25 protein-coding genes are annotated in these 25,114 nt (G+C 42.4%); 10 read left to right on the top strand and 15 right to left on the bottom strand.

Annotated elements, in window-relative coordinates; translation table 11 throughout:
• Window positions 1-12 precede the first annotated feature (12 nt).
• The 3 genes from djlA to AB4135_RS16505 are packed head-to-tail and all read right to left on the bottom strand — an operon-like array spanning window position 13 to window position 2,457.
• Window positions 13-792, bottom strand: coding sequence for a co-chaperone DjlA (gene djlA / locus AB4135_RS16495; RefSeq protein ID WP_371994559.1), 780 nt, complete (start codon window positions 790-792; stop codon window positions 13-15).
• Window positions 776-1,459 (bottom strand): N-acetylmuramate alpha-1-phosphate uridylyltransferase MurU, encoded by a 684-nt coding sequence (murU, locus tag AB4135_RS16500; protein WP_371994560.1) that lies wholly within the window; start codon window positions 1,457-1,459, stop codon window positions 776-778. The genes djlA and murU overlap by 17 nt, the downstream gene beginning before the upstream one ends.
• Window positions 1,456-2,457, bottom strand: coding sequence for an aminoglycoside phosphotransferase family protein (locus tag AB4135_RS16505; RefSeq protein ID WP_371994561.1), 1,002 nt, complete (start codon window positions 2,455-2,457; stop codon window positions 1,456-1,458). Before AB4135_RS16505 ends, murU begins: the two co-directional genes overlap by 4 nt.
• A gap of 156 nt (window positions 2,458-2,613) precedes the next feature.
• On the opposite strand from AB4135_RS16505, the gene lptD reads away from it, so the two are divergent.
• The 7 genes from lptD (at window position 2,614) to AB4135_RS16540 (ending at window position 11,661) form a co-directional block, all read left to right on the top strand.
• Window positions 2,614-4,938, top strand: coding sequence for an LPS assembly protein LptD (lptD, locus tag AB4135_RS16510; protein WP_371994562.1), 2,325 nt, complete (start codon window positions 2,614-2,616; stop codon window positions 4,936-4,938).
• A 125-nt stretch (window positions 4,939-5,063) separates the two neighbouring features.
• Window positions 5,064-6,368: a peptidylprolyl isomerase SurA gene (surA, locus tag AB4135_RS16515; protein WP_371994563.1), complete on the top strand. Its 1,305-nt coding sequence runs from the start codon at window positions 5,064-5,066 to the stop codon at window positions 6,366-6,368.
• A gap of 5 nt (window positions 6,369-6,373) precedes the next feature.
• Window positions 6,374-7,357 carry a 4-hydroxythreonine-4-phosphate dehydrogenase PdxA gene (pdxA, locus tag AB4135_RS16520; RefSeq protein ID WP_371994564.1) on the top strand — a complete coding sequence of 328 codons (984 nt, stop codon included), beginning with the start codon at window positions 6,374-6,376 and terminating at the stop codon, window positions 7,355-7,357.
• A gap of 14 nt (window positions 7,358-7,371) precedes the next feature.
• A complete protein-coding gene (gene rsmA / locus AB4135_RS16525; RefSeq protein ID WP_371994565.1) occupies window positions 7,372-8,181 on the top strand; it encodes a 16S rRNA (adenine(1518)-N(6)/adenine(1519)-N(6))-dimethyltransferase RsmA in 810 nt (269 codons plus the stop codon).
• A gap of 147 nt (window positions 8,182-8,328) precedes the next feature.
• A complete protein-coding gene (gene apaG, locus AB4135_RS16530) occupies window positions 8,329-8,709 on the top strand; it encodes a Co2+/Mg2+ efflux protein ApaG (RefSeq protein WP_371994566.1) in 381 nt (126 codons plus the stop codon).
• Window positions 8,710-8,724: 15 nt separating this feature from the next.
• The gene (locus AB4135_RS16535; protein ID WP_371994567.1) at window positions 8,725-9,549 is read left to right on the top strand and encodes a symmetrical bis(5'-nucleosyl)-tetraphosphatase; all 825 of its coding nucleotides are present in this window, start codon (window positions 8,725-8,727) and stop codon (window positions 9,547-9,549) included.
• A 90-nt stretch (window positions 9,550-9,639) separates the two neighbouring features.
• A complete protein-coding gene (locus AB4135_RS16540; protein ID WP_371994568.1) occupies window positions 9,640-11,661 on the top strand; it encodes a methyl-accepting chemotaxis protein in 2,022 nt (673 codons plus the stop codon).
• A 270-nt stretch (window positions 11,662-11,931) separates the two neighbouring features.
• Here AB4135_RS16540 and AB4135_RS16545 read toward each other — a convergent pair whose 3' ends face one another.
• The 7 genes from AB4135_RS16545 to rplU all read right to left on the bottom strand — a co-directional run bounded on the left by AB4135_RS16545 (window position 11,932) and on the right by rplU (window position 16,079).
• Window positions 11,932-12,327 carry a DUF3718 domain-containing protein gene (locus AB4135_RS16545; RefSeq protein WP_371994569.1) on the bottom strand — a complete coding sequence of 132 codons (396 nt, stop codon included), beginning with the start codon at window positions 12,325-12,327 and terminating at the stop codon, window positions 11,932-11,934.
• Window positions 12,328-12,436: 109 nt separating this feature from the next.
• Window positions 12,437-12,919 (bottom strand): type 3 dihydrofolate reductase, encoded by a 483-nt coding sequence (gene folA, locus AB4135_RS16550; RefSeq protein ID WP_371994570.1) that lies wholly within the window; start codon window positions 12,917-12,919, stop codon window positions 12,437-12,439.
• Between the two features lie 21 nt (window positions 12,920-12,940).
• The gene (locus AB4135_RS16555) at window positions 12,941-13,411 is read right to left on the bottom strand and encodes a threonine/serine exporter family protein (RefSeq protein WP_371994571.1); all 471 of its coding nucleotides are present in this window, start codon (window positions 13,409-13,411) and stop codon (window positions 12,941-12,943) included.
• Window positions 13,408-14,169, bottom strand: coding sequence for a threonine/serine exporter family protein (locus AB4135_RS16560; protein WP_371994572.1), 762 nt, complete (start codon window positions 14,167-14,169; stop codon window positions 13,408-13,410). Before AB4135_RS16560 ends, AB4135_RS16555 begins: the two co-directional genes overlap by 4 nt.
• Window positions 14,170-14,195: 26 nt before the next feature.
• Complete coding sequence (cgtA, locus tag AB4135_RS16565) at window positions 14,196-15,359, bottom strand: Obg family GTPase CgtA (RefSeq protein ID WP_371994573.1); 1,164 nt, start codon at window positions 15,357-15,359, stop codon at window positions 14,196-14,198.
• Between the two features lie 138 nt (window positions 15,360-15,497).
• Window positions 15,498-15,752, bottom strand: a complete 255-nt coding sequence (rpmA, locus tag AB4135_RS16570) for a 50S ribosomal protein L27 (RefSeq protein ID WP_012154114.1) — start codon at window positions 15,750-15,752, stop codon at window positions 15,498-15,500.
• Window positions 15,753-15,767: 15 nt separating this feature from the next.
• A complete protein-coding gene (rplU, locus tag AB4135_RS16575) occupies window positions 15,768-16,079 on the bottom strand; it encodes a 50S ribosomal protein L21 (RefSeq protein ID WP_020914101.1) in 312 nt (103 codons plus the stop codon).
• A 279-nt stretch (window positions 16,080-16,358) separates the two neighbouring features.
• On the opposite strand from rplU, the gene ispB reads away from it, so the two are divergent.
• Window positions 16,359-17,330, top strand: coding sequence for an octaprenyl diphosphate synthase (gene ispB, locus AB4135_RS16580; protein ID WP_371994574.1), 972 nt, complete (start codon window positions 16,359-16,361; stop codon window positions 17,328-17,330).
• A gap of 78 nt (window positions 17,331-17,408) precedes the next feature.
• On the opposite strand, the gene mdh is transcribed toward ispB, so the two are convergent.
• Window positions 17,409-18,344, bottom strand: coding sequence for a malate dehydrogenase (mdh, locus tag AB4135_RS16585; protein ID WP_020914103.1), 936 nt, complete (start codon window positions 18,342-18,344; stop codon window positions 17,409-17,411).
• 351 nt (window positions 18,345-18,695) lie between these two features.
• Between mdh and argR the strand changes: the two genes are divergently transcribed.
• Window positions 18,696-19,166: a transcriptional regulator ArgR gene (gene argR / locus AB4135_RS16590; protein WP_220736962.1), complete on the top strand. Its 471-nt coding sequence runs from the start codon at window positions 18,696-18,698 to the stop codon at window positions 19,164-19,166.
• Between the two features lie 165 nt (window positions 19,167-19,331).
• Window positions 19,332-19,790 carry a cupin domain-containing protein gene (locus tag AB4135_RS16595; protein WP_371994575.1) on the top strand — a complete coding sequence of 153 codons (459 nt, stop codon included), beginning with the start codon at window positions 19,332-19,334 and terminating at the stop codon, window positions 19,788-19,790.
• 66 nt (window positions 19,791-19,856) lie between these two features.
• Here AB4135_RS16595 and AB4135_RS16600 read toward each other — a convergent pair whose 3' ends face one another.
• From AB4135_RS16600 to AB4135_RS16615, 4 genes are all read right to left on the bottom strand, one after another.
• Window positions 19,857-20,789: a Dyp-type peroxidase gene (locus AB4135_RS16600; RefSeq protein ID WP_371994576.1), complete on the bottom strand. Its 933-nt coding sequence runs from the start codon at window positions 20,787-20,789 to the stop codon at window positions 19,857-19,859.
• Between the two features lie 321 nt (window positions 20,790-21,110).
• Window positions 21,111-22,139 (bottom strand): ABC transporter ATP-binding protein, encoded by a 1,029-nt coding sequence (locus AB4135_RS16605; RefSeq protein ID WP_371994577.1) that lies wholly within the window; start codon window positions 22,137-22,139, stop codon window positions 21,111-21,113.
• Window positions 22,140-22,141: 2 nt separating this feature from the next.
• On the bottom strand, window positions 22,142-23,773 hold the full coding sequence (locus AB4135_RS16610; protein ID WP_371994578.1) for an ABC transporter permease: 1,632 nt from the start codon (window positions 23,771-23,773) through the stop codon (window positions 22,142-22,144).
• Window positions 23,774-23,919: 146 nt separating this feature from the next.
• Window positions 23,920-24,927, bottom strand: a complete 1,008-nt coding sequence (locus AB4135_RS16615; RefSeq protein WP_371994579.1) for a Fe(3+) ABC transporter substrate-binding protein — start codon at window positions 24,925-24,927, stop codon at window positions 23,920-23,922.
• Window positions 24,928-25,114: the final 187 nt, after the last annotated feature.

Below are 25,114 nucleotides of genomic sequence, written 5' to 3' on the forward strand. Positions count from 1 at the left end.
CTAATTCAAGGCTTAACGCATACCTCTATCACTTTTAACCCTATCATAAGCGGCTTGAATATCCTGCGCTTTTGTCTTTGCTAGTTCCATCATTTCAGGTGGCAAACCTTTGGCAACCAGTTTGTCGGGGTGATGTTCATTCATTAATTTACGGTAGCCACGCTTAATATCTTGGTCTGACATCGATTCCTCCATCCCCAACACATCGTAGGCGTCGGCAACGGAAGTCTGATGACCCGCACCACCTTGTTGATGGAAATTGAACTCAGCTTGCCACCTTGCTAACAGTTCATCGAGCTGCTTCTGGCTAAAGCCTAGCTCTTTAGCAATGGTAGATAAAATCGTATGCTCTTTAGGATCCAGTTTCGCATCTGACAGTGCGGTTTGAATTTGGATCTCTAAGAACATTTGCAATAGCTCTTTACGACCCATAGAGATCAGTCTAAAGGTCTTCAAGCAGGCGTGGATATCGAAGTCACTCTCTTTACCTTCTCTAAATGCTGCCTGCGCATCAGCCCTTGCATCGCCAGTGAGACGCATTTGATCCATCAACGCATTTGCAATGCGAATATCAACTTCTGTTACTTGACCAGACGCTTTTGCTACATGCCCCATGACCGCAAATGTGGTATTAAAAAATAGTGCTTGGCGCTTACTGCTTGTGCCTAAGCCCGCTCTAGCGCTTTGACGGCGGTCATACATATGCCCAAGCCACAAACCAAAAATGGCTCCACCAAGACGGCCGAACATATAACCAATAATAAAACCGAAAACCTTACCCCAAATTCGCATTACTTACCCTTTTTTGCTCTCGTTTTTCAATTTTATCTAGACGTTCTAGTGTACCGACGTCACACCAATATGGAGAAAAGTGTTCAGCGGAAACCTTACCATTGTCCATCGCTGCTCGTAGTAATGGCGCGAGTGCAAAGGCTTGTTCAGCTATATTGCCAAACAGAGCCGGATGATAAACCCCCATGCCTGAAAAGGTAAGCTTACTCTCACCAAGTACAGAGGCTCTGCCCTCTATTAACGCAAAATCACCAGCGGGATGCTGTGTAGGGTTATCAACCAGCCATAAATGTGCCAACAGCCCTTCGCTTAGTGCATGAATTTTTGGCAGAGTATCAATAAAGACATCACCATTAATAACAAAAAATGGCTTATCACCAAGTAAGCTAAGCGCCTTTTTTATCCCGCCACCGGTTTCCAACGCGTGGATTTCTTCGCTATAGCTGATAGTCAGCCCCCATTTGGCACCATCTCCTAGGGTAGAAACTAGCTTGTGACCTAGCCATGCATGGTTGATCACCACCTCTTTAAAACCCGCTTGTGCGAGCTTTTCTAAGTGGTAAATAATAAGAGGCTTGCCAGCAACTTCAACTAATGGCTTTGGTAAATGGTCTGTCAACGGTCGCAGTCTCTCTCCGCGTCCAGCTGCTAAAATCATTGCTTTCATGGTTTGACCTTTACTGCTGGAATGATGACATTTGCAATCCACTGACTAAATTCAGCCAATTCGGCGTAACGACCGGCAATATCGCGAATATACTCCAGAGTTAACGGAATATCGGCCATATATGCGGGCTTGTTATCTCGATAGTTTAATCGAGCGAAGATCCCAGCGGCTTTAATGTGTCGCTGTAGCCCCATGAGATCAAACCAGCGCTGATATTGTGCAAAGTTCACCTTTGAAGACAACAGGCCAGCGCCTAAGGCTTGCTCATAATGGCTCAACATGAGTTGGTCAACACTCTCCTCAGGCCAACGAATGTAGCAGTCTCGCAATAATGAAACTGCATCATAAGTCACAGGCCCTATCACTGCATCCTGGAAGTCGATAACCTTTAGTTCGTTATCTTGCAGCATTATGTTACGGCTATGATAATCTCGATGCATACCAACTTGGGGTTGTTGTCTGACATTCTCAACTAGAATGCTGAATACATCTTGAGTGCAACTCTCGACTTCATCAATGGCTAAGCCAAGATGATGCACCGCTAACCACTCGATAAAAATGTTCAGCTCTCGCAGTACAAATTCATCATCATAATTTGGCAATGTCCCCTCTTCAGTCGCAGTAACTTTTGCGATATCGTTTAGCAGTAATAGCGCTTTTTGATAATAGTCCTTTAAATTGTCCGCAGTCAGTACTGATAACAATTGGATATCACCAAGATCACTGAGCAGCATAAACCCTTGCTCTACATCGCTAGCAATCACTTTAGGAACAGCAATACCTGCACGTGAATAACTTTCAGCTATCTGTATAAATGGCGATATCGGCACCAGCTTTGGCGGTGAATCAACTACAATATAAGAAACTGAATCGACAACAACCCGAAAGTATCGTCTGAAACTTGCGTCACCCGAAATAAGCTTTGGGATGATATTTGAGCTAAAATGTTGGTTTAGCCATGCATTTAACTGAATAAATCTAGGATCTGACAAGGGCACCTCATGGCTCTTAAGAAGAAATTGCTTTATTATAACGACAAAATGGAAACAGCTAAGCGATTGAAACAAATTATTTGGCTGAGTTGCCCAAGAAAGGGTGCAACTTTTCTCTTCTTCAATAGTCCAGACTAAGAAATCATAATTAATTGACCTAAGATGCAGATCCGTTATTTTCTGGCCTTGAGCCTGCTTCCCCAATTAGTCTTGGCAAATGACGCCAATACTGCAACTGTCGAAAGTTCGCAGTGTGTTGTTGAGCCTCCAGTAAAACCGTATGTGCCGCTGTATGATTTAGACAGCCCAGCAGATCTACAACGTATCTCGATAATTTCTGACAGCTCAACAGCACAAATGGGCAAACAAGCCCAATTCAGCGGCGATGTGAGCTTTAGCCAAGGCGGACGTAACATCTCTGCTGATGAGGCTATTTTAGATCAAGAAGCTGAGGAATTAGCCGCCAACGGTAACTTGGTATTTCAAGATGAACAATTTACCGTTACCGCAGATTCTTTAGTCGCCAAAATGCGCAGTAATAGTGCCACATTGCTCGGCGCTCAGTATTGGTTGCACGGCCAGCAAATCCATGGCGATGCCAACAAACTAGAAATAACTAAAGAGAATAATTTACTGCTTTCAAAGACCAATTTCACCACTTGCCCTCCCGATTCCCCATCTTGGCTGTTAGAAGCTGACAAGATAAAAATTGACAGCACAGAGGAGTGGGGAGAAATTTGGGATGCCAAGCTTAAAATTGGCGGTGTACCGATCATGTATATTCCATACATGACAATTCCAGTATCAGATAAACGAAAATCAGGTTTTTTATTCCCATCGTTTAGTACCAGTACCACTAACGGCGTAGAGTTCGCCGTACCTTATTATTGGAATATTGCACCTGAGTTTGACCTTACATTTACACCTAACTATATGTCTGCCCGTGGTTTATACACCAAGACAGAGTTTAGGTATCTGGCGGGTGAAAAGCAGCAAGGTCAACTTAACTTCGAATTTTTACCTGACGACGATAAGTTAGCAAACAGCCCCAATCGTTACCTGTATCATTGGGAACATAGCGGAGCTATAGATAAAAATTGGCGCGTACTAGCTAACTACACCGATGTTTCTGATAATAACTACTTCAACGATCTTAATTCAGATGTGCAACGTGCAACGGATAATCAGTTAACCCGGATTGGCGAAATTAGTTATTTTGAGGAAAACTGGGACATTAGTGGCCGCGTGCAAGATATTAAAGTGCTTGGAGAGGAGGAGAAACCTTACCAAGTTATGCCGCAGTTTACCTTTAACTATCGAGCGCCTGAATATTGGAACGGCTTTGATATTAACTTAATGAGTGAAGTGACTAACTTTTCTCATCAAGACAGTGAATACTCAACCGCCACGCGTGTGCATGTTGAGCCTAGCATCTCATATCCCATTCATGGTCCGGCAGGTTCACTAACAAGTGAAGTTAAACTGCTGCAAACTAACTATTGGCAAGATGACAATTCAAATCTGGCAAACTCGACACTTGATGACACTGTGAATCGTACATTGCCGCAAGTTCGAATTCATGGTCAGATTAATTTCGAGCGCTTTACTGATTACTTTAATACTAATTACCGTCAGACTTTAGAGCCACAATTCCAGTACCTTTATGTTGGCTATGAAGACCAATCAAACATTGGTATTTACGATACAGCTCAGTTACAAGAAGATTATAACGGTCTGTTTCGTGAACGTCGTTTTTCAGGCTTAGATAGAATTGCTGATGCCAATCAGTTTACTTTAGGTCTAACCACCAAACTGTTTGATGAACAGAACAAAGAGATTTTTAAATTCAGCTTAGGCCAGATTATATATTTGGAAGATAGTCGTGTAGGCATCAATGATGTCAACGGCAGCGCCGACACATTTGTTCAGGAGAATACCTCGAACTCCGCACTCGCCGCAGAGCTCAGCACCCAACTCTATGCCGATTGGTTCTTAAGTGGCTCGATTCAATACGACGCAAAAGAGAGCGAAAACAAGAAGAGTGAATTAACGGTTGATTATCGCCCTGGTAAAAATAAGCTATTACAGGCGAGTTATCGTTATGTGCCCGACTTACTCAATACCAATACCAATGAGTCGGTCGATATTAAGCAAATGGGCTTTAGAGGTGCATGGCCAATTAACGACAACTTATATCTTGTAGGAAACTGGTATTATGATCTCAATGAGAGCCGCAGCGTAGAAACCTATACAGGATTTCAATATGAATCATGTTGCTGGGCCGTACGTTTGAGTTATCATTATCGAATTAAGACCAATTACGTTGACGAAGACAACCCAGTCAATGATACTCGAGAGCTATTTGAAAGCGGTGTTTACTTAAACTTCGTGATAAAAGGCTTAGGTGGTTCGGGTCCTTTAGGGGTTTCAGATATGCTTGATGATGGTCTATTTAACTATCGTAAACCGCTTTACTTGAAGAATTAGATAAACAAAATTAGCTAAAATGCTGAACCTAGCTGAAGACAAGCAGTCAAAGCAGGACAAAAGAATCATTAACACGGTATGCAAATACCGCAAATGACACTCATAAATGCCAAGGATTTTTGTGGATGAAACGCTGTAACAGATTGATTTTTGCTTTACTAACATTGGCTATGAGCCAAGTTGTTCACGCTGCGGTTGAACCGTTAGACCGAGTCACAGTGCAAATTAATGAAGGCATCATTTTAGAAAGTGAAGTTGCAGGTATGGTTAAAACCATTAAAGCAAACGCTGCCAACGCAGGTCAGAAGCTCCCGTCAGATACTGCACTGCGAACTCAAGTTATTGAACGTCTGATCCTTACGCGTCTACAGATGCAGATGGCCGATCGTATTGGACTGCATATTGGCGATCTTCAATTAGATCAAACCATTGCTAATATCGCAAAAGAGCAAAATATATCTGTTGAGGATATGAGAGCTCAGATTGAAAGTGACGGAACCTCTTTTGCCCAATACCGCGAGCAGTTACGCGAAGAAGTGACTTTGGGTGAAATTCAACGTATTCAAGTTCAACGTCGTATTCAAGTTTCACCGCAAGAAATTAACAACCTCGTCAGCCTTATTAATGAGCAAGGTCTTAAAGACGTTGAATTCCAAATAGGCCACATTCTGATCGATGTCCCTAGTGATGCAACCAGCGCTCAACTTGAAGCATCAACGAAAAGAGCAGATGTCGTACTGAAACGTCTTAAAGATGGTGATGACTTTAGAAGCATTGCTATTGCAGCATCTTCAGGTCCTAAAGCGCTAGAAGGTGGTATTTGGGATTATATGAATATCAACGAAATGCCGACTTTATTTGCTGAAGTTGTCAATGATGCCAAGGTTAATGACGTCATAGGACCAATCAAGAGTGGTGCAGGGCTTCATATTCTGAAAATAATGGATGCTCGAGGTTTACAAACCCAAGAGATTGAAGAAGTTAAATCACGTCATATTCTGCTAAAGCCGTCTCCGATTCTGTCAGAGGAACGAGCAAAAGGTATGATGGATAGATTCTTAGCACAAATCCGCTCAGGTGATGCCAAGTTCGAAGACTTAGCACGTCAGTACTCAGAAGATCCAGGTTCAGCGGTAAAAGGTGGTGAATTGGGCTGGGCAGATCCAAACGTTTGGGTCCCTGCATTTAAGCAAGCATTGCTGTCTCTAAAACAGGGCGAAATCAGTGAGCCATTCCGTTCAACTCACGGCTGGCATATTGTACAGCTTGAAGGAAGACGCACCACGGATGCTACCGAAAAGTTTAATACAAACCGAGCTCACCAGTTGATCTATCGTCGAAAGTTTAACGAAGAGTTACAGAACTGGTTAGATGAAATGCGTGCAGAAGCATTTATTGATATTTTCGAGCCGGAACCAAATCGAGGTTAACCATATTGTCGACTAAACGAATCGCTATCACGCCGGGTGAACCGGCGGGGATAGGACCAGATTTAGTGATTCAACTAGCTCAGCAGGCTTGGCCTGCTGAGCTAGTCGTTTGTGCTGATCCGCAATTGCTACAAGCTCGAGCTAAGAAACTCGGTCTCGCTATTCAATTACGCCCTTACCAACCGAACCAACCACCTAAAGCGCAGGAAGCTGGTACGCTTACAATTGTACCTTTTGCTTTAGAAAGTGAAGTGGTATGCGGCAAACTTGATGAACAAAATAGTCACTATGTTGTTGATACTCTGCGTTTCGCTGGAGAGAAAAACATGGTCGGCGAATTTGATGCCGTAGTAACAGGTCCGGTGCATAAAGGAATAATCAACCAAGCAGGGATCCCATTTAGCGGCCACACCGAGTTTTTTGCCAATCAAGCAAACTGTCAGGATGTGGTAATGATGTTAGCGGCCCCAGGGTTGCAGGTTGCATTGGTGACAACGCATATTCCGCTAGCTTATGTATCAAAAGCCATTACGCGCGATCGCTTACATCAGATAGTTAAAATTCTTCATAAGGATCTGGTCGAGAAATTCGCCATTCCCAAACCGAGGATTTATGTCTGCGGCCTGAACCCACATGCTGGCGAAGATGGTCATTTAGGCCGAGAAGAGATTGATACGATTATCCCGGCACTCGAAGAGTTAAGAGCGCTAGATATGGATATTATCGGTCCGTTGCCCGCAGACACACTGTTCCAAGCTAAATACTTAGAAGATGCAGATGTGGTACTCGCTATGTACCACGATCAAGGCCTTCCAGTACTAAAAGCTAGAGGTTTTGGCAGTTCAGTCAATATTACTCTAGGATTACCCTACATAAGAACATCGGTCGACCACGGTACGGCCCTAGAGCTTGCAGGCACTGGCTCCGCTGATATTGGTAGTTTTGTCTGTGCATTGAATAGAGCCATTGATTTGGCCGCAAAGAATTAGTGAAAAGTTAACCCATGAGTAATAAAGTACATTTAGGCCACACGGCTAGAAAACGTTTCGGTCAAAACTTTTTGACTGACGAGAATGTGATTAATCGAATTGTTGGCGCTATTTCGCCTGACAATGAGCATGTAATGGTCGAAATTGGTCCGGGCCTTGCTGCACTTACTGAGCCAGTGGCTAGTGGCATCGATAAGCTAACCGTTGTCGAACTTGATAAAGACTTGGTTGAGCGCTTGAAAACTCATCCAACGCTAAAAGATAAGCTAGAGATCCACCAAGGTGATGCCTTGAATTTTGATTTCAAGCAGCTTGTACGTGAAGATATGCAGATGAAAGTGTTTGGTAACCTACCATACAATATCTCTACGCCACTCATGTTTCACCTTTTCGAGTTTGCTCAGTACATCGAAAACATGCACTTTATGTTGCAAAAAGAGGTCGTACTGAGACTGTCTGCGAGCCCTGGGACAAAAGCTTATGGTCGCTTGACCGTTATGGCACAGTATCACTGCCAAGTCATGCCAGTGCTAGAAGTACCACCAGGCTGCTTCACTCCTCCGCCAAAAGTAGACTCGGCAGTTGTACGTTTAGTTCCATATAAGACAAAACCATTCCCGTGTAAGGATGTTGAAGTCTTAAGGCATTTAACAACAACAGCATTTAATATGCGCCGTAAGACATTGCGAAATAACCTTAAGCACATGTTATCTGACTATGAGTTCGCACAACTTGAGATAGACTCGACCTTACGACCTGAGCAGATTAGTGTGCAGCAATACGTTGCTATGGCAAACCTGTTCATTGATAAGCAGGCTAAATAACGATTAGCGCGAGTCATTAAAGTATTTATAAAGGGCATATATTTGCCCTTTTATTTTGAGTTACACTCACCAACGTTGCTATCTATTCCTTCAAAGTCCCATTAGTATATCGATACACTTTCTTGATTTTGATCACTGAGGCTACAGATGAACCAACGCTTGTCCCCTATAAAAGTTGAAGTTAAGACGGAATATATTGAAGCGCAATCGACACCAGATGAAGAGAAATATCTATTCAGTTATACCATCACGATAATCAACTTAGGTGATCAAGATGTCACTTTAAAAAGTCGTTACTGGTGCATAACAGATGCAAATGGACAAAAAAGTGAAGTCCAAGGAGCCGGCGTTGTCGGTGAAACTCCAACAATTAAACCCAATACCGCCTATCAATACACAAGTGGAACAGTTCTAGAAACGCCATTTGGAGTAATGGAAGGCAACTACAGCATGATTAAGAGTAACGGCGAAGAGTTTAAAGCACCAATATCAGCATTTAGCCTTGCTGTACCAGGTTTACTTCATTAAGGGTTAACGCTTTACATGGCAAATTACTTTGTAGGTGATATTCAGGGATGCTTTGACGAACTAAAGCTAGTTCTTGATAAAGTGGCATTTAATCCATCAATTGATTGTTTGTGGACAGTTGGCGACCTTGTCGCTCGCGGTTCAGGCTCTTTGCAAACTCTGCAATACCTTAAAGCATTATCTGGCTCAGCCAAAATAGTACTCGGTAATCATGATCTGCACTTACTTGCTGTTCACGGGAAATTGAAACGAGCGAACCCTAAAGATCAACTAGATGAACTCTTACATTCAGAGGAAATTGGAAAACTAATTGATTGGTTACGGTTGCAACCACTTTACCAAGAGTATACCGAACAAAACATCATAATGACTCATGCGGGCGTTCCTCCAAACTGGGATCTACATACCCTAAAAAAACAGGCCAATCATGTGTCTGACGCTCTGCAACATGATGACTATTTGACCAACTTAATCGCGAAAATGTACACCAACTCTATTGATTGCTGGAATGATGAATTATCGGATCTCGATAAAAAAATCTACACCATAAATGCGCTAACTAGAATGCGGTACATCTACGCAGATGGACGTTTAGATTTTGACTGTAAACTTCCAATAGAACAATGTAATAACCCGCAGTTATCACCTTGGTTTGCCCATAAAGCAAAACTACGCCCATCCCATACGTTAGTCTTTGGTCACTGGGCAGCAATCATGGGACAGGTCAGTTCACCTAAACTCCAAGCGCTAGACACTGGTTGTTGCTGGGGAGAGCACCTGACTTTATGGCATGCGGAGTCAGATCAAAAAATAACTCAAAATAGGTTAAAAAAGAGTTAAACTATCTGCGAAATTGGTCGATATAATTTACAGCGTGCCTTCCAATATAGTGTTTTCATCTGGAATAATATAATAATAAATGGAGCTTCTATGAAATTAAATGTAGCAACTAGAGTGATTGGAGGCTTCGCATTTGTCACCTTTCTACTTATCGTTTTAGGCGCCGCATCGTGGTTTACCAATAGTAAGCTCAAAACTAGCACCACCCTACTACAAGATCTTAGTTTACCAGCTCTAGAGTCTAGCAATCGCCTGTCTCACACTCTCTCTAAGCAAGAGAAACAAGTATTAGTGGCTTACCACAGTCCAGACAGCAATGCTGTGCCAGCGATAAAATCTCAATTTACAGCAGCGAGCAACACATTTTCACAAGAACTCAACCAACTTACCGCGTTAGTCAGTAACAGAAGCGATTTTAGCCAAGTCATTAACAAGCTAAGAAATAGCTACAACAGCTTTAAAAACCAAAGCGAAAACATGATTAGCACTCACGAGAGTGCCCTGTTGACTCAAGCAAGAATAAGAAACAGATATGATGATGTTGAAGTTGCAGTTGATGACAGTGCATCGCTACTGTTAGATCTTATCGATTTTGAGCTTAGCGAAGATGTCATTAAACAAGAAATTGCAGCTACAGCCAGTACTCTTGATTCAAGCCTAAGCAGCATCGTCAGCACTAGCTTTGATTTAATTGGTACAACCGATAAATCTAAATTTAATACCATCTCAAAAGAACTTGATTATATTGTCAGCGACACCAAGAGCAGACTCGAGTATGTAACCAATCATTGGGAAGGTGTTGTAGAGCAAGAGCTGATTGATGAAATCAATACCGAAGCGTCTAAAGTGTTTAACCTCGTTAAAGGTAACAACTCCCTTATTTCGATGAAAGCAAGCGAGATTGAACTCAATAGCAAAGCATCGCAACTACTAGGCTCCGTCGAGAAAGAAGCAAGCGATGTGAATAAGCAGATGGCTATTGTGACTTCAACTATCGAATCGATTTCAAAAGAGGTCAGTGAACGAGCGATAAAAGATATCGACAAAGCCAGCATACAAACATTGTTGTTGGTTCTTATCGCGATAATAGTAGCCATTGTCGTTAGTATTGCCGTAGTACGTCCTTTAACTCGTTCTTTAGAGAAGGTAAATCATGCACTTAATGTTTTGGCATCTGGCGATCTCACCCATAAGCTTGATGATAGCGGTCATGATGAATTTGCAAAGCTTTCAGCTAACTGTAATAAACTGGTCGACAGTTTACGCTCTCTAATTCAAGGGATCCTAGACCGCTCAGATCAACTCGCCGCTGCCGCAGAAGAAACATCTGCAATTACCGCGCAAACGACAGTAAGTATCCAAGAGCAAAAGAGCCAGGTTGATCAAGTCGCTACAGCAACCACCGAGCTGAGCTCAAGTGCGCAACAAGTTACCGCTAGTGCAGATGAAGCCCTCAGCCAGATAAAAGCAGCGGATGACGAAAGTCGACATATGCGCCTCATTGCAGATGAGAACAAACGCACTATTCTTGCCCTAGCTGATGAGGTTTCAAAAGCTGGAGTGGTGATCAATAAAGTTCATGCTGATAGTGCATCAATTGGCTCGATATTAGATGTTATTAGAGCAATTGCAGAACAAACTAACCTGCTAGCACTCAATGCTGCTATCGAAGCTGCACGAGCTGGAGAGCAAGGTAGAGGTTTTGCGGTTGTTGCTGACGAAGTACGTAGCCTAGCCTCTAGAACTCAAGATTCAACCCAAGAGATCCAGCAGATGATCGAAGTACTTCAACAAGGTACTCAAGAAGCTGTTGCCGTTATGGAGCTTGGGCGTTCACAGGCAAGCTCATGCGTTGATAAAACAGAGCAAGCTAACAATGCGCTAGAAAGTATTAGTAATGCAGTGCACCTAGCTCATGACTCGGGTACTCACATTGCGAATGCAGCCCAAGAGCAGAACTTAGTTAGCCAACAAGTTTCAGAGAAGCTAGAACATATCGCTGCGATTTCGGAAGAGACATCTACTGGCGCAGATCAAACAGCCCAATCGAGCCATCAAGTAGCACAGCTTGCAGAGGAGCTACAAGCGTCTGTAAAAGAGTTTAAAGTCTAAACTCTTCACGCTGTAGAAATAGTTCATTAATTAAAGGGAGCATATCGCTCCCTTTTTATTGACTGCTAATTAAGTGATTAAGAAATTTACTTAATACAAAACAATATATAATTCGACAAGGGCCAATAGCGACAGAACAAAGTTCTACAACCGTATATTTAATAGCAATCAGTATCAGCAATAATAATTAAGTCTTACCTATTAAATTTCAGGCAAATAAAATACTGGGTTTTACCCAGTATTTTATTTATCACGATTAACAGATAAAAATTAACCGCCGGCTATGCGGCTCTTAATTGCAGAGGTAATCTCACTGCCTGCATGTCCGTTACTTTCAGCCCATGCAATAATTGTTTGCCCATCAGCTTCAGCTTTACCGAGATCCGACACCGGTAATCTTTTAGCGACGAATGTTCCTACTGCATTAGAACCGCTTTTCATAGCGACTCTTAATAAGCTATCACCATTACATGATACACCGTCATAAATATTTCGCAGCTTAACTCGGCTTTCTTTTAGTTTTTTACGAAGACGGTTTTTATCATCGCTAACAACGTAGTTACAAATATTTGCTGCGAGTTGATCTTGGTTAGCTAACGCTGGAGTTGAAATCGATATTGAAGATGCCACAAATAGTGTAGCGATGCTCATGGATAGCAAGCGCATCAGACACTCCTTACTCTTTTAGTTTTTATTTATTGTATTAAGAAAGCACTATTGGTTAATAATGCACTTTCTTTATCATCGTTACAGGGTACTAAACAACCCCGTTAATTTAACACTTTTTAACTAATTTGATAAAGCTATATTGCATTTGTTTATCATTTTTAGCTACATCTCTCGATACTTCCAACCAAGAACCATCATTCCAGTTAGGAAAATAGGTATCTCCTTCAACATCTAGCGAGATTTCAGTTAAATATAAAATATCCGATTTTTCGAGAAGTTCTGCATAAAGCTGTCCCCCGCCCATCACAATCAACTCTTCACAATCTCCCGCAGCTTGCTTTGCCTCGGCGAAACTCGTTACGGTTGTTACCCCATCAATCAGTAAATCCGTTTGGCGACTAATGACAATATTATGCCTACCAGGCAACGGGCGACCAATAGACTCATAGGTTTTCCGACCCATTACCACGGGTTTACCTAGGGTTAACGCCTTAAAATGACGTAGGTCTTCAGGCAAATGCCAAGGCATTTTGTTGTCTTTACCAATAACACGGTTGTTCGCCATCGCGGCAATCATAGCAATTTTCAAAACAGTTCCCTTTTATTGTTGTTAGATGACAGGACGCGTACGAAAATAAAGTAGGCCAGGCATAGCAAGTCCTACAGATAATGCGCCGAGAATAAATACGGTTTTAAGCCCGTTACTGATGACTTCTGACGTCAGCTCTGGGCTCACGTGAGTTTGCGCCGTCAACTGGACAAGTGCAATAACAGTATTAAATGCGTAAGTGCCAGGGATCATTGGAATGATTGCAGCCACGGCATACATTAAGGGGGGAGCTAAGTGTCTCTTAGCAAAACCAATAGTAACGATCCCAACAAGTGCTGCTGCTAAAAAAGTGGCCCACTCTATAGGTAGACCAGCACTAAGCCATAAAGTACGGCTACCATGCCCCAATGCGCCCGCCAGTGCGCAAAAAGGTAAGAAACGACGTGGGACATTAAATACCATTGCAAAGCCGACTGCCGGGATAGCCGAGAACAACGCATCATTTAGCATTGCCAAAATAAGAGATATCATAAAAATAAGCCACCAATCTGCATTGCCATGGTAATACCAATAACAGACGCAAGTGTTAGCAAGGTCGCATGACCCCAGCGGGAAATCCCAACATTAAGGTGGCCTTTTACCATATCCGAAATGGCGTTAATCATCGGGAATCCTGGCACCAGCATTAATACGCTAGCCGCCATTGGTAATTTAGGAGTTTCAGTTAGGTCAAATTGAAAGCCGGTTTGAGCGATAATCGTGGTGACAAAAGCCGTCACGCTAAAATTAAGTAATAAATTGAAGTGTCTCTTAGCGATCGACAGCCTTACAAACATGCCAATAGCTGAAGCCATGAAGGTGATGACGCAAGCAGCAATATCCCCACCAAACAGATGGCAAAAGCTTGCACAAGATAAACCTATCATAGGGACTACATACTTCGCCGGATAAGTTTTTGGCTCAATGCGAGCCACGCGCTTGCGTACTTCATGCAGCCCGTAGATCCCCTTCTCAGTCAACAGACAGATGCGCTGAAGCTCACATACGATGGTCATATTGATCCCGTGCTCACGAGTACGTCGTGTCGTAGTTATGCAGCGCCCATGAACTAGGCTAGTTAAAACGAGGGAATTTGAAGAGATGGAGATTTCAACACTAACAAGGCCTAGCGCATAGCCTAGGCGCTGACTAATCTCTTCAACAAGTTCAGAGTCAGCGCCATAAGCTAAAAGAAGTTGAGCAACCCTAACAACTTGACGTGTAATATCATTTTGTGTGTCAGCGTACAATTCTCAACGTCCTTAACAGAAACTATCTATCTTTGATAGATAACCTCAACGTCATAATCATCATCATCGTAATCGTCATCATCAAGATCATCATAATCTTCATTAACTGATTCGTTGGCATTTTGATGGTAGTTGTCCCATTTAAACTCTACTTCAGCTTCAACGTCAACTTCCTCTTCTGGAGGTAGCGTATCAATAAAGTCTAAAAGTTTAAGCGCCAGCTCAGCTGTACCTTCACGGTTATAAGCGGAAATAGTAAAGACTTCACCGTCCCACTCTAGCTCTTCAACAACCTTATCGATTTTCTGCTGTAGCTCTTCTTCCAGCATTAAATCAGCTTTGTTGATAACTAACCAACGTGGCTTACCTGCAAGCTTTGGTGAATGCTTCTCTAACTCACCAACAATCGCACGCGCCGAATCGACTGGATTGCTACCATCAATAGGCTCAATATCTAAAATATGCAGCAACACACGACAGCGTTCTAAGTGTTTCAAAAACTGAACACCCAGACCTGCGCCATCAGCAGCACCTTCGATAAGACCTGGAATATCGGCAATGACAAAACTCTGGCCAGGTCTTGGGTTTACGACACCAAGATTAGGAACCAAAGTAGTAAAAGGATAATCAGCCACTTTAGGCTTAGCTTTTGAAACCGAACGAATAAAGGTTGATTTACCCGCATTAGGCATACCGAGTAGACCAACATCAGCAAGCAGCATAAGCTCAAGTCTCAAGCTACGCACTTCGCCATCGGTACCCAATGTTTTCTGTCTTGGCGCACGGTTAGTACTACTCTTAAAACGAGTATTACCTAAACCATGGAAACCGCCTTTAGCCACAAGCATCTTCTGCCCATGAGTGGTTAAATCACCAAGAGTTTCTTCTGTCTCAGCATCAACGGCTCTAGTACCAACAGGTACTTTAAGCACAAGATCTTCACCGCCATGACCGGTACAGTCACGACCACGACCGTTCTTACCGCGCTCGGCATTATGGAAGCGTTCAAACTGATAGGTAATTAACGTGTTAAGGTTTTCGTCAGCCTGCAGATAAACACTGCCGCCGTCGCCACCGTCACCGCCATCAGGACCACCATCAGGAACATATTTTTCACGTCTAAAACTGACGCAACCACTGCCACCATTACCCGCTTCTACACGGATAGTCGCTTCATCGACAAACTTCATACCAACTCCTGGCACCACAGAATGAAAGAATTATACTCTTAACGATTCTAGTCGCCAAAACACAATTTACTTAATATTAAAAAAAACAAAGCCCCACCAATGGCGGGGCTTAGTATCAATCTTAGCTGAAGCTAAAGATTAATCTTCGATGCTGATGAACTTGCGGTTCTGTGGACCTTTAACTTCAAACTTCACTTTACCATCGGTAAGTGCGAATAAAGTGTGGTCACGACCGATACCAACATTAACACCAGCGTGGAATTTAGTACCACGTTGACGAACGATGATGTTACCAGCTAGAACTGATTCACCGCCAAAGCGCTTTACACCAAGACGTTTACTTTCTGAATCGCGGCCGTTACGAGTAGAACCGCCAGCTTTTTTATGTGCCATGAGTTAGACTCCTAATTAAGCGCTAATAGCTGTAATTTTAACTTCGGTGAACCATTGACGATGGCCCATCTTCTTATCGTGGTGCTTACGACGACGGAACTTAACAATAGTTACCTTCTCCGCACGGCCGTGGCTAACTACTTCAGCAACAACCTTACCACCTTCAACTAAAGGTGCACCTACGTGTACAGTTTCACCATCAGCAACCAAAAGAACTTGATCAAACTCGATAGTTTCGCCTGTAGCGACTTCTAATTTTTCTAAACGAACTGTATGACCGGCTTCAACGCGATGTTGCTTGCCGCCACTTTGAAAAACAGCGTACATAGCTATTTTACTCCGATATTTCTAACACGCCGCTCAAACATAATAGATTGATGCAGGGGTGCTATAAAAGCTTTAATGACAATGGTCGCGGAGTTTACGCTAAGAACCCGCATCTGACAAGTGCTAATTGAATAAGAATAAAAAAAGACCCAAATAACTCTCACAATTACCGACAACTACTGTCTTGCAGCGCAAATTTAGGTAGAATCCTTCTATTATAACATTTATGTCTAAAATGAGCTGCGAATTGTCATTGTAGCCAACAAATAGAGCCTATTTATGGATTTGAACGCCATTCGTCAATTGGCTGATAGCGATATGCAAGCTGTCAATCAACTGATCTATAAACAACTAGAGTCTGATGTAGCCCTAATTAACCAGTTAGGCTTTTACATTATTAACGGTGGCGGTAAGCGCTTAAGACCTTTATTGTCAATTTTGGCCGCACGAGCTATCGACTATAACGGCGAGTCTCACCTAAAATTGGCCGCTATTATTGAGTTTATTCATACTGCTTCATTGTTACACGATGACGTAGTTGATGAATCAATGCTACGCCGCGGTAGAGAAACCGCCAACGCCCTTTTTGGTAATAGTGCCAGTGTGCTAGTTGGTGACTTCCTTTACACCCGCTCATTTCAAATGATGACGGAGCTGAAAAGTCTTGAGGTTCTCGAAATCCTTGCAGATGCAACTAATGTGCTTGCAGAGGGAGAGGTCCTACAATTAATGAATTGTAACGACCCTGACACAACAGAAGACAGCTATATGCGTGTCATCTATTGTAAGACAGCAAAACTTTTTGAAGCTGCTACACGTTTAGCAGGCTTATTAGCAGAAAGCTCACAAGAGGTGCAAACTGCACTAGCTGAATACGGCAAATTCTTGGGTACCGCTTTCCAGCTGACCGATGACCTTCTTGATTACACTGCCGAAACAGAAGAGCTTGGTAAAAATATTGGTGATGACTTAGCAGAAGGTAAACCTACCCTACCGCTCATTTTCGCCATGGCTAATGGCAGCGACACCGAAAAAGCCTTGATTAGAGAAGCGATCGAGAAAGGCGATGGCACCGAGCACATTGAAGTCATTTTGAGTGCACTAAAAAGCTGTGGCGCACTTGAGTATACTGAGCAACGTGCTATTGAAGAGTCAAATAAGGCTATCGCAGCATTGAACATACTGCCTGAGTCAGAATATAAAACAGCATTAGTATCGCTGGCTAAAATTGCGGTACAACGTAATCATTAGTATGGTAGCTTAGTAAAACAAAAACGGAGCCAATTGGCTCCGTTTTTCGTTTAAGCAACTCACTGCTAAAAATTAGAATTACTTAACGAACTCAATACCTAAATCGATATCAGCTTTTAATGTGTCTAACATTGCATCACGAGCATTAGCTTCAAATGCGCTAACATCGCCGTATGCAAGTACTTGCTCAACACCATTCTTACCTAGAACGACTGGCTGTGCAAAGAACTCTGCATGCTCGCTGCCACCATCGACATAGGCACACTCAACAACGTTTGCTTCACCTTGTAGGCCACGCACTAGAGACAAACCAAAACGACATGCCGCTTGACCCATAGAAAGTGTCGCGCTGCCGCCACCGGCTTTAGCTTCTACAACTTCAGTACCTGCATTTTGGATACGTGTTGTTAGTGCTGCAACTTCTTCATCAGTAAAGCTCACGCCTTCGATTTGAGAAAGAAGCGGAAGAATTGTTACACCACTATGGCCACCGATAACGTTAACTTTCACGTCAGCAACGTTCAGGCCTTTAGCGGCTGCAACGAAGGTTTCAGAGCGGATAACATCAAGAGTTGTCACACCAAATAAACGATTCTTATCGTACACGCCTGCTTTTTTGAGTACTTCAGCTGCAATCGCTACCGTCGTGTTGACAGGGTTAGTAATAATACCGATAAGCGCTTTAGGGCTAGTCGCTGCGCACTTTTCAACGAGGTTACGTACGATACCAGCGTTGATGTTGAACAGATCTGAGCGATCCATACCAGGCTTACGTGCAACACCAGCAGAAATTAGCACTACATCTGCACCTTCAAGTGCAGCTGTAGGATCTTCACCAGCAAATCCTTTTACTTCAACGTCCGTTGGTATGTGGCTTAGGTCAACCGCAACACCTGGTGTTACAGGAGCAATATCATAAAGCGACAATTTAGAACCAGCAGGTAATTGAGTTTTTAATAGTAGGGCAAGCGCTTGGCCAATACCGCCAGCAGCACCAAGTACAGCAACTTTCATAGTTATCTCCGTCAATTCTTGGATTTTTGTGATGTAGATCTGTTTTTCTAATGGCGCAACAGTACTGGATTCACAACAAAAATTCAATTATCCCTTAGTCGTGTTCAATCTACTTTAGACTCACTTTTCAGTGAGCAATCATATTCAGCGCCCAGCCCGCCTAGCTTTGGGTAAGTTACACCCTATAAATGTTAAAGCCAAAATAATTAGAATTTATACTCTACAAAGTGATTTACAACTAAAACCAAGCTTTAATTTTGAATTATTATTCAGAAAAACGAATAACATTTGACATGAAAGGCGAATATAATCATCATACAAGGGATTTTTTTGAATAAAGAATAATAAAATATGCAAGCAAGCAAAAATCAAGACGAATTAGTTAAAACATTTAAGTCAATTCTTAAAGAGGAGCGTTTCGGCTCCCAAAGCGAAATAGTGGTAGCCCTTCAAGGCGAAGGCTTTAGTAATATCAATCAATCTAAAGTATCCCGCATGCTGAGTAAGTTTGGCGCAGTGAGAACCAGAAATGCCAAACAGCAGATGGTTTACTGTTTGCCTGCAGAGCTTGGTGTTCCAACTGCTGGTAGCCCACTTAAAAACTTAGTATTGGATGTCGATCATAATCAGTCGATGATTGTAGTGCGTACCAGCCCAGGTGCAGCGCAGCTCATTGCAAGATTGCTCGACTCAATAGGTAAGCCAGAAGGTATTCTTGGCACTATCGCTGGCGATGATACAATTTTTATCAGTCCATCAAATATTCAGCAAATTGAAGATACTTTAGAAACAGTTAAGTCTTTGTTTAACTACACAGATTAGCTTTTTCACTTCCCCATATAAAGGACGGAAAATCCGTCCTACTTACCTTTATTACTCGAGTAAAGAGCATTAGTTTATACAATATATTGAATATGTAATTTTTTATTGTCGCAATATCGTTATACTGCCAACTAGGACAGCATTCCTATGTTGAGGATAATAACAATGAAAAATAAAATAATTAGTGTTTCTGATGTGGGCTGGGAATATTGGTCTCACGGTGACGATTTTGGCAGCAAACAAAAACATGTTGGTGATACCGCTGGGGCTGAAAGAGTTGGCGTGACCATGGAGAAATTAGCGCCTGGTATGACTTCTGCGTTATCTCATTATCACACCAAAGAAGAAGAGCATATTTACGCGATTCAAGGAGAGGCTACCCTTTATCTCAATGGAGAGCCTCACCAATTTAGTGAGGGGAATTATATCTGTTTTACCGCTAATTCAGGCGTAGCCCATCAGTTTATCAACCAAAGCAACGCTGACTTTACCTTTCTTGTTGTGGGAAACCGCGATGCTCACGATGTGGTCGTTTATCCAGAAACTAATAAAGTATTGGTTCGCAGCATGAACGAAGTATACAGCCGTCGCCCTAGTAGCTACTTTGATAAAGATGAAGATTAATGACGTAAATTCATGGCTACAAAAAACGCACTGAATGTGCGTTTTTTTGTAAGTGTTATTGAGTTACTAAGCTGATTTTTCTAAAAAATCTAACGAGGGCGCAAAAAACGATGACCCCGTCAAAGCTTGAGTAAAATGCATAAGATGATCATGATTTCCCTCTTTATCACCATAAATCATACTTTCCAGCATTTTTTCAAAGTTAACTGAATTACCGCAAGTAGAGATAAACATTAACCCCTGCTCTTTTACCGTACCGTAAGGCATACTCTGGCGTAATATTTCCATTGAGTTACCCGCATCATCCTTTAAATTAACCCGTTTAATATGGCTAGTTAACGGCTTGTCCGCAGAGGCATATTCAATATTTTCAGCTTTAGTACGGCCAATAATATCTTCTTGCTTCTTTTCAGGGAGTCGATTCCATTTACTCAGATTGTGAGCAAATTTTTGCACATGGATATAACTACCGTTTTTAAATTCAGTATCTTCATCACCAATTAATGCGACCTCTTGCCGACTGCGTCCTTTAGGGTTCTCAGTGCCATCAACAAACCCAGTCAAATCACGGCTATCCATGAAACGGAAACCACGTTCTTCATCGACAAGCTCAACCAGCCCTTCAAACATTTGGCATATTTCGTTGGCAACAAGGTGCAGAATATCAAAACGGTCACAACGCACATGCACAAACAGATCATACTCTATCGCTGGTGCATCTCTGTTCTCTTGGTTCATCGCTGGAAATGGTTTTAACTGGCAAGGCCTAGCTGCAGGATAAAGGGTATCCCAGTAGTTGGCACCAATTGCGACAAAGCCGTTAAAGGCACTATCCGAAAACTGATCCGCCAGCTCATGAATATATTGGGCCACATTAGCGACACATGGACGCATTTGCGAATCAATACCTTCATTCGCATTAAACATTAAATAGACACTGTGCAAATTTCCTTCAGCACAAACTCCCAGCTGTTCACGAGGCATAACCTGACTATCCATTTTTATTTGTAACCCTTATTCTGTATTAATCTTCGGCAATATTATCTACAACTTTAGATATTAATAATTATAAGTGACGCACATTAACCAAAATAAAGACTTATATTTAATCAACTTAACACGCTACGTACCAGTTTCACATTCGTTAGCCAAGAGTATTAACTAGCAGTAGGCGCAGAGCACACTGAGTAAGTACAAATAAAATGGACTAGACTCATGCTTACTAAAGTAGTCAATAAATGCTAATAAAAGCAAATAATTAAATATTTAGTACTTACTTATATTGATATGAAAAGTCGGTTATTGATTTAGTTACACCCATTACAACAATATTAAACTGTGTGGCGCTGCAGTAATTGCCACTTTTTCACCGATTTTGATATCCAAACATTCACTATGGATATCAAGTATCTTGCTTTCAATATTAACCAAATATTGACAAACACTGCCTAGAAAGCGCCGTTCGATAACTTCACCTTTACCCGACTCGCTTCTAGCGATCTGCAACTGCTGAGGTCTTAGTAATAATTCGGCATCACTACCGACTGTCACTTTTAGCTGATGCTCGCTTTCAATATCACCAATAACTGTAGACACTCTTTTGTCTGCTACCACTGTCGCTTCAAGATAATTGCTCGCGCCTAGAAAGTCAGCGACATACTTATCTTGAGGCCGTAAATACAACTGCTCAGCATCACCACGTTGAACAATCTTGCCGTGGTTAAATAACGCAAGCTGGTCTGCGAAAACAAATGCCTCATCCTTACTGTGGGTGACAAAAACGGCACTAATATTATGACTCTTCAGGATATTACGGATCTCAAGCATCATCTCTCGACGAACTTTAGCGTCGATGTTAGAAAATGGTTCGTCTAGCAAAAGTACTTCTGGCTCGTAGGCCAATGCTCTCGCGATCGATACCCTTTGTTGCTGCCCACCAGATAGCTCATGCGGATAGCGCTCCCCGAGCCCATCCAGCTTGACGAGAGCCAACATTTTCTCAAGCCGTACAGCTTTGTTAGCCTTATCGACTTGCTTTACGCCAAAGAGTATATTTTCAGCCACGGTCAAATGTGGAAATAGAGCATAATCTTGGAAAATCATGCCAATGCCACGCTTCTCACTAGCAACAAACTCTTTTTCAGAAACCACCGTTTTGCCATTGATTTTTATCTCTCCGGCAGAAACATTTTGTAAACCGGCAATAACGCGCAACAATGTGGTTTTACCACAACCACTGGGCCCTAGCAGAGCGACAATCTCGCCTTTCTCCACCGTTAAGTCCAAGCCTTCAAGCACAACGGTCTTTTGGTAACTACTATGAATATTGCTAACTTGTAACGTAGCCATAATTACTTTTCTTGCTCCAGCGAACGATTGAGATAGATCAGAGGAACGAGGCCGACTAACACGATGACTATTGCAGCTAATGCACCGTGTTCGAGCTGTTCATCTGAAACAAATTGAAAGACATAAGTCGCCAAATTTTCAAAACCGATTGGCCTAAGTAGCAAGGCTGCAGGCAGCTCTTTCATACACTCGATAAAGACCAACAATAACCCAGCAAAAATACCTTTCCTAAGTAATGGAATATGAACTCTAGCAAGCAGTGACTTGGGTGTTAAACCTAAAGTCACACTCGCCATATCTAAAGAGGGAGAAATACGCTTGTAACTGTTTTCTATACTGCCAATAGCTATTGCCGCAAAACGAATGCAAAACGCACATATAAGAATAAATGAACTACCAGTCAAAATCAGTCCAGGTCCAGGCAAACCCAAATAATCAGCTAAATCATTAATCGCAAAATCGAGCTGGGTAAATGGCACTAAAATACCAATCGCTAAAACGGTTCCGGGAAGCGCATAGCCAGTAGAAGCCAGCCGAGAAGGCAGCATATCCGCTTTACGAGGGCTGACTCGCCTAACGAACATTAGCACGATACCGATACCGACACAGATAAGGCTAACGACTAATGAGATCCACAAACTATTGAAACTGTATTCAAAAAACTTGGCATTCCAACTCTCAGCAAAATAGCCCCAAGCATATTGTACTAAAATAATAAAAGGCAGAAAAAATGCTAGAAACAATAAAGTTAAACAATAGCCTGTTGCAGCGTAAGCCTTAGCCCCTCTAAGGCTATAGTAATCAAGCTCACCTGGGGCTGACTGCTTCTGGAAAAGTTGCTGTTTTCGTCGTGCAAAACGCTCAAAACCAACCATAGCAAATACCACAAGCAACATGATTGTAGAAAGCTTAGCGGCAGCCGTTAAACTACCATATTCAAACCAAGTGTCATAAACCGCAGTGGTGAGCGTAGGTACAGCAAAATAGCTCACGGTAGCAAAATCTGCTGCTGTTTCCATGGCAACGAGTGTTGCGCCAACCGCTAAGGCAGGCCTTGCCATTGGTAAGCTAAGCCTCCAAAAACTTTTCCATGGGCTACAACCCATAACGCGTGCAGCATGCCCTAAGCTCGATGACTGCTCCATAAATGCCGTGCGTGCCAATAAGTAGATATAGGGAAAAAGCACCAGCGCTAGCATGATAGCGGCACCACCTAGCGAGCGTACCTCAGGGAAATAATAATCATGGGGAGTTTGCCAACCAAATATACTTCGAAGAGTTCGCTGTACAGGGCCTGCATAGTCAAAAAGATCAGTGTAAACATAGGCAACAACATAAGCTGGCATTGCTAGCGGTAATAACAATGCCCATTGGAATATATTTCGACCAGGGAAGCGACACTTAGCCACCAACCAAGCCGCAGGGATTGCAAAGATGAGAGCGCCAATCACCACCCAAAAAATAAGCAATAAAGTGTTACTTATATAAGTCGGTAAAACGGTTGCCATTAGATGACCGAATACCGCTTCATCAGGTAAAAGCGACTGCAATATTAGCGCAACAAGCGGCATGACGATGAGCAGTGCTAAGGTGTAACTAGCAACAGACCAGCGTTTAGCTAAGCCTAATATCATGATGTAAAATACCCAAAAGTCATGAAAATAAAAGCACCTAAAAAAACAAAACCTATCATAAAGATAGGCTCTGACGGTACAACCACAGAAGATTCAATCTGTAACACTATATAACAATAGTGTTAGACCAACCTTAAATACTAAGCTTAGAGATCAAACTTCACTTCATCTAAAAGCTTAATCGCTGCACCATGGTATTGCGCTAACTTATAGATAGGGAGATCATCCGCTTTGAATTGTCCCCAAGAAGCTACAAGTTTTGACGGTTTGACATCAGCCTTAACCGGATACTCCATATTGACGTCAGCGTATGATTGTTGTGCTGCATCACTAGATAAAAACTCCATCAACTGAATCGCTGTGTCAGTATTTTTAGAGTACTTCGCTAGCGCCATACCCGATACGTTGATATGCGAGCCGCGGTTATCTTGATTAGGGAAGTTAATCTCCACAGCATCAGCCCAAGGCTTTTGCTTTGGATCTTGCAACATTTTACCTAGGTAATAACTATTACCAATCGCAATGTCACATAAACCTTCACTAACCGCTTTTACTTGAGCTCTATCATTACCTTGCGGCTTACGTGCAAGATTCGACTTTAGACCTTCTAGCCATGTTTTTGTTTCCGCTTCACCGTGGTGCGCGATCATTGAGGCCACTAACGACACATTGTAAGGATGCTTACCACTGCGAGTACATATTTTGCCAGCATATTTAGGATCTGCCAGATCTTCATAGTTGATATCCAGCTTGCCTAATCGATCTTTTGAGCTGTAAACATTACGGACACGCATTGTGAGTGCATACCACATGTCATCTGGAGAGCGGTATTTTTGCGGTATATTTTGCTTAAGGACATCACTTTTCGCTGGGATCACCAGATCCTTTTCAGCCAATTCCATTAAACGATAAAAATCTGATGTCAGTACAATATCGGCCTTTGATAACCGACCTTCACGCATCATACGTTCAGCAATACCTTTTTTTGAAAAAACGACGTCGACTTCCACGCCGGTTTGCTTAGTAAAATCAGCGAGAATAGGGTCAATAAGAAAAGCCTGACGATAAGAGTAAACCGTTAACCGTTCAGCGGCACTCACCACACTTGCACTACACAGAAGTCCAACCATCATTAGACTGGTGATTACTCTCATGACCTTTACCCCTTTTACTATATCTAATAGCCAGCACAATACTGATAATAATTCTCAATTGCAACAAGGGTAATCAATCGGAGCGATAACAGCAAGTAATTATACCAATTCCATTATAGAGTTGACCATTCAGCGGGAATTTAAATCACTTTAGACAAGCACGTGGGTTGTAGCTAATAGTTATTCT

The sequence above is a fragment of the Shewanella sp. 10N.286.54.B9 genome (assembly GCF_041468565.1).
GTDB lineage: Bacteria > Pseudomonadota > Gammaproteobacteria > Enterobacterales > Shewanellaceae > Shewanella.

Coding starts and splice junctions, on each gene's coding strand:
- djlA (WP_371994559.1), bottom strand. CDS start 792: ATGCGAATTTGGGGTAAGGTTTTCGGTTTTATTATTGGTTATATGTTC.
- murU (WP_371994560.1), bottom strand. CDS start 1,459: ATGAAAGCAATGATTTTAGCAGCTGGACGCGGAGAGAGACTGCGACCG.
- lptD (WP_371994562.1), top strand. CDS start 2,614: ATGCAGATCCGTTATTTTCTGGCCTTGAGCCTGCTTCCCCAATTAGTC.
- surA (WP_371994563.1), top strand. CDS start 5,064: ATGAAACGCTGTAACAGATTGATTTTTGCTTTACTAACATTGGCTATG.
- rsmA (WP_371994565.1), top strand. CDS start 7,372: ATGAGTAATAAAGTACATTTAGGCCACACGGCTAGAAAACGTTTCGGT.
- apaG (WP_371994566.1), top strand. CDS start 8,329: ATGAACCAACGCTTGTCCCCTATAAAAGTTGAAGTTAAGACGGAATAT.
- AB4135_RS16535 (WP_371994567.1), top strand. CDS start 8,725: ATGGCAAATTACTTTGTAGGTGATATTCAGGGATGCTTTGACGAACTA.
- AB4135_RS16540 (WP_371994568.1), top strand. CDS start 9,640: ATGAAATTAAATGTAGCAACTAGAGTGATTGGAGGCTTCGCATTTGTC.
- AB4135_RS16545 (WP_371994569.1), bottom strand. CDS start 12,327: ATGCGCTTGCTATCCATGAGCATCGCTACACTATTTGTGGCATCTTCA.
- AB4135_RS16555 (WP_371994571.1), bottom strand. CDS start 13,411: ATGATATCTCTTATTTTGGCAATGCTAAATGATGCGTTGTTCTCGGCT.
- cgtA (WP_371994573.1), bottom strand. CDS start 15,359: ATGAAGTTTGTCGATGAAGCGACTATCCGTGTAGAAGCGGGTAATGGT.
- rpmA (WP_012154114.1), bottom strand. CDS start 15,752: ATGGCACATAAAAAAGCTGGCGGTTCTACTCGTAACGGCCGCGATTCA.
- rplU (WP_020914101.1), bottom strand. CDS start 16,079: ATGTACGCTGTTTTTCAAAGTGGCGGCAAGCAACATCGCGTTGAAGCC.
- ispB (WP_371994574.1), top strand. CDS start 16,359: ATGGATTTGAACGCCATTCGTCAATTGGCTGATAGCGATATGCAAGCT.
- mdh (WP_020914103.1), bottom strand. CDS start 18,344: ATGAAAGTTGCTGTACTTGGTGCTGCTGGCGGTATTGGCCAAGCGCTT.
- argR (WP_220736962.1), top strand. CDS start 18,696: ATGCAAGCAAGCAAAAATCAAGACGAATTAGTTAAAACATTTAAGTCA.
- AB4135_RS16595 (WP_371994575.1), top strand. CDS start 19,332: ATGAAAAATAAAATAATTAGTGTTTCTGATGTGGGCTGGGAATATTGG.
- AB4135_RS16600 (WP_371994576.1), bottom strand. CDS start 20,789: ATGGATAGTCAGGTTATGCCTCGTGAACAGCTGGGAGTTTGTGCTGAA.
- AB4135_RS16605 (WP_371994577.1), bottom strand. CDS start 22,139: ATGGCTACGTTACAAGTTAGCAATATTCATAGTAGTTACCAAAAGACC.
- AB4135_RS16610 (WP_371994578.1), bottom strand. CDS start 23,773: ATGATATTAGGCTTAGCTAAACGCTGGTCTGTTGCTAGTTACACCTTA.
- AB4135_RS16615 (WP_371994579.1), bottom strand. CDS start 24,927: ATGAGAGTAATCACCAGTCTAATGATGGTTGGACTTCTGTGTAGTGCA.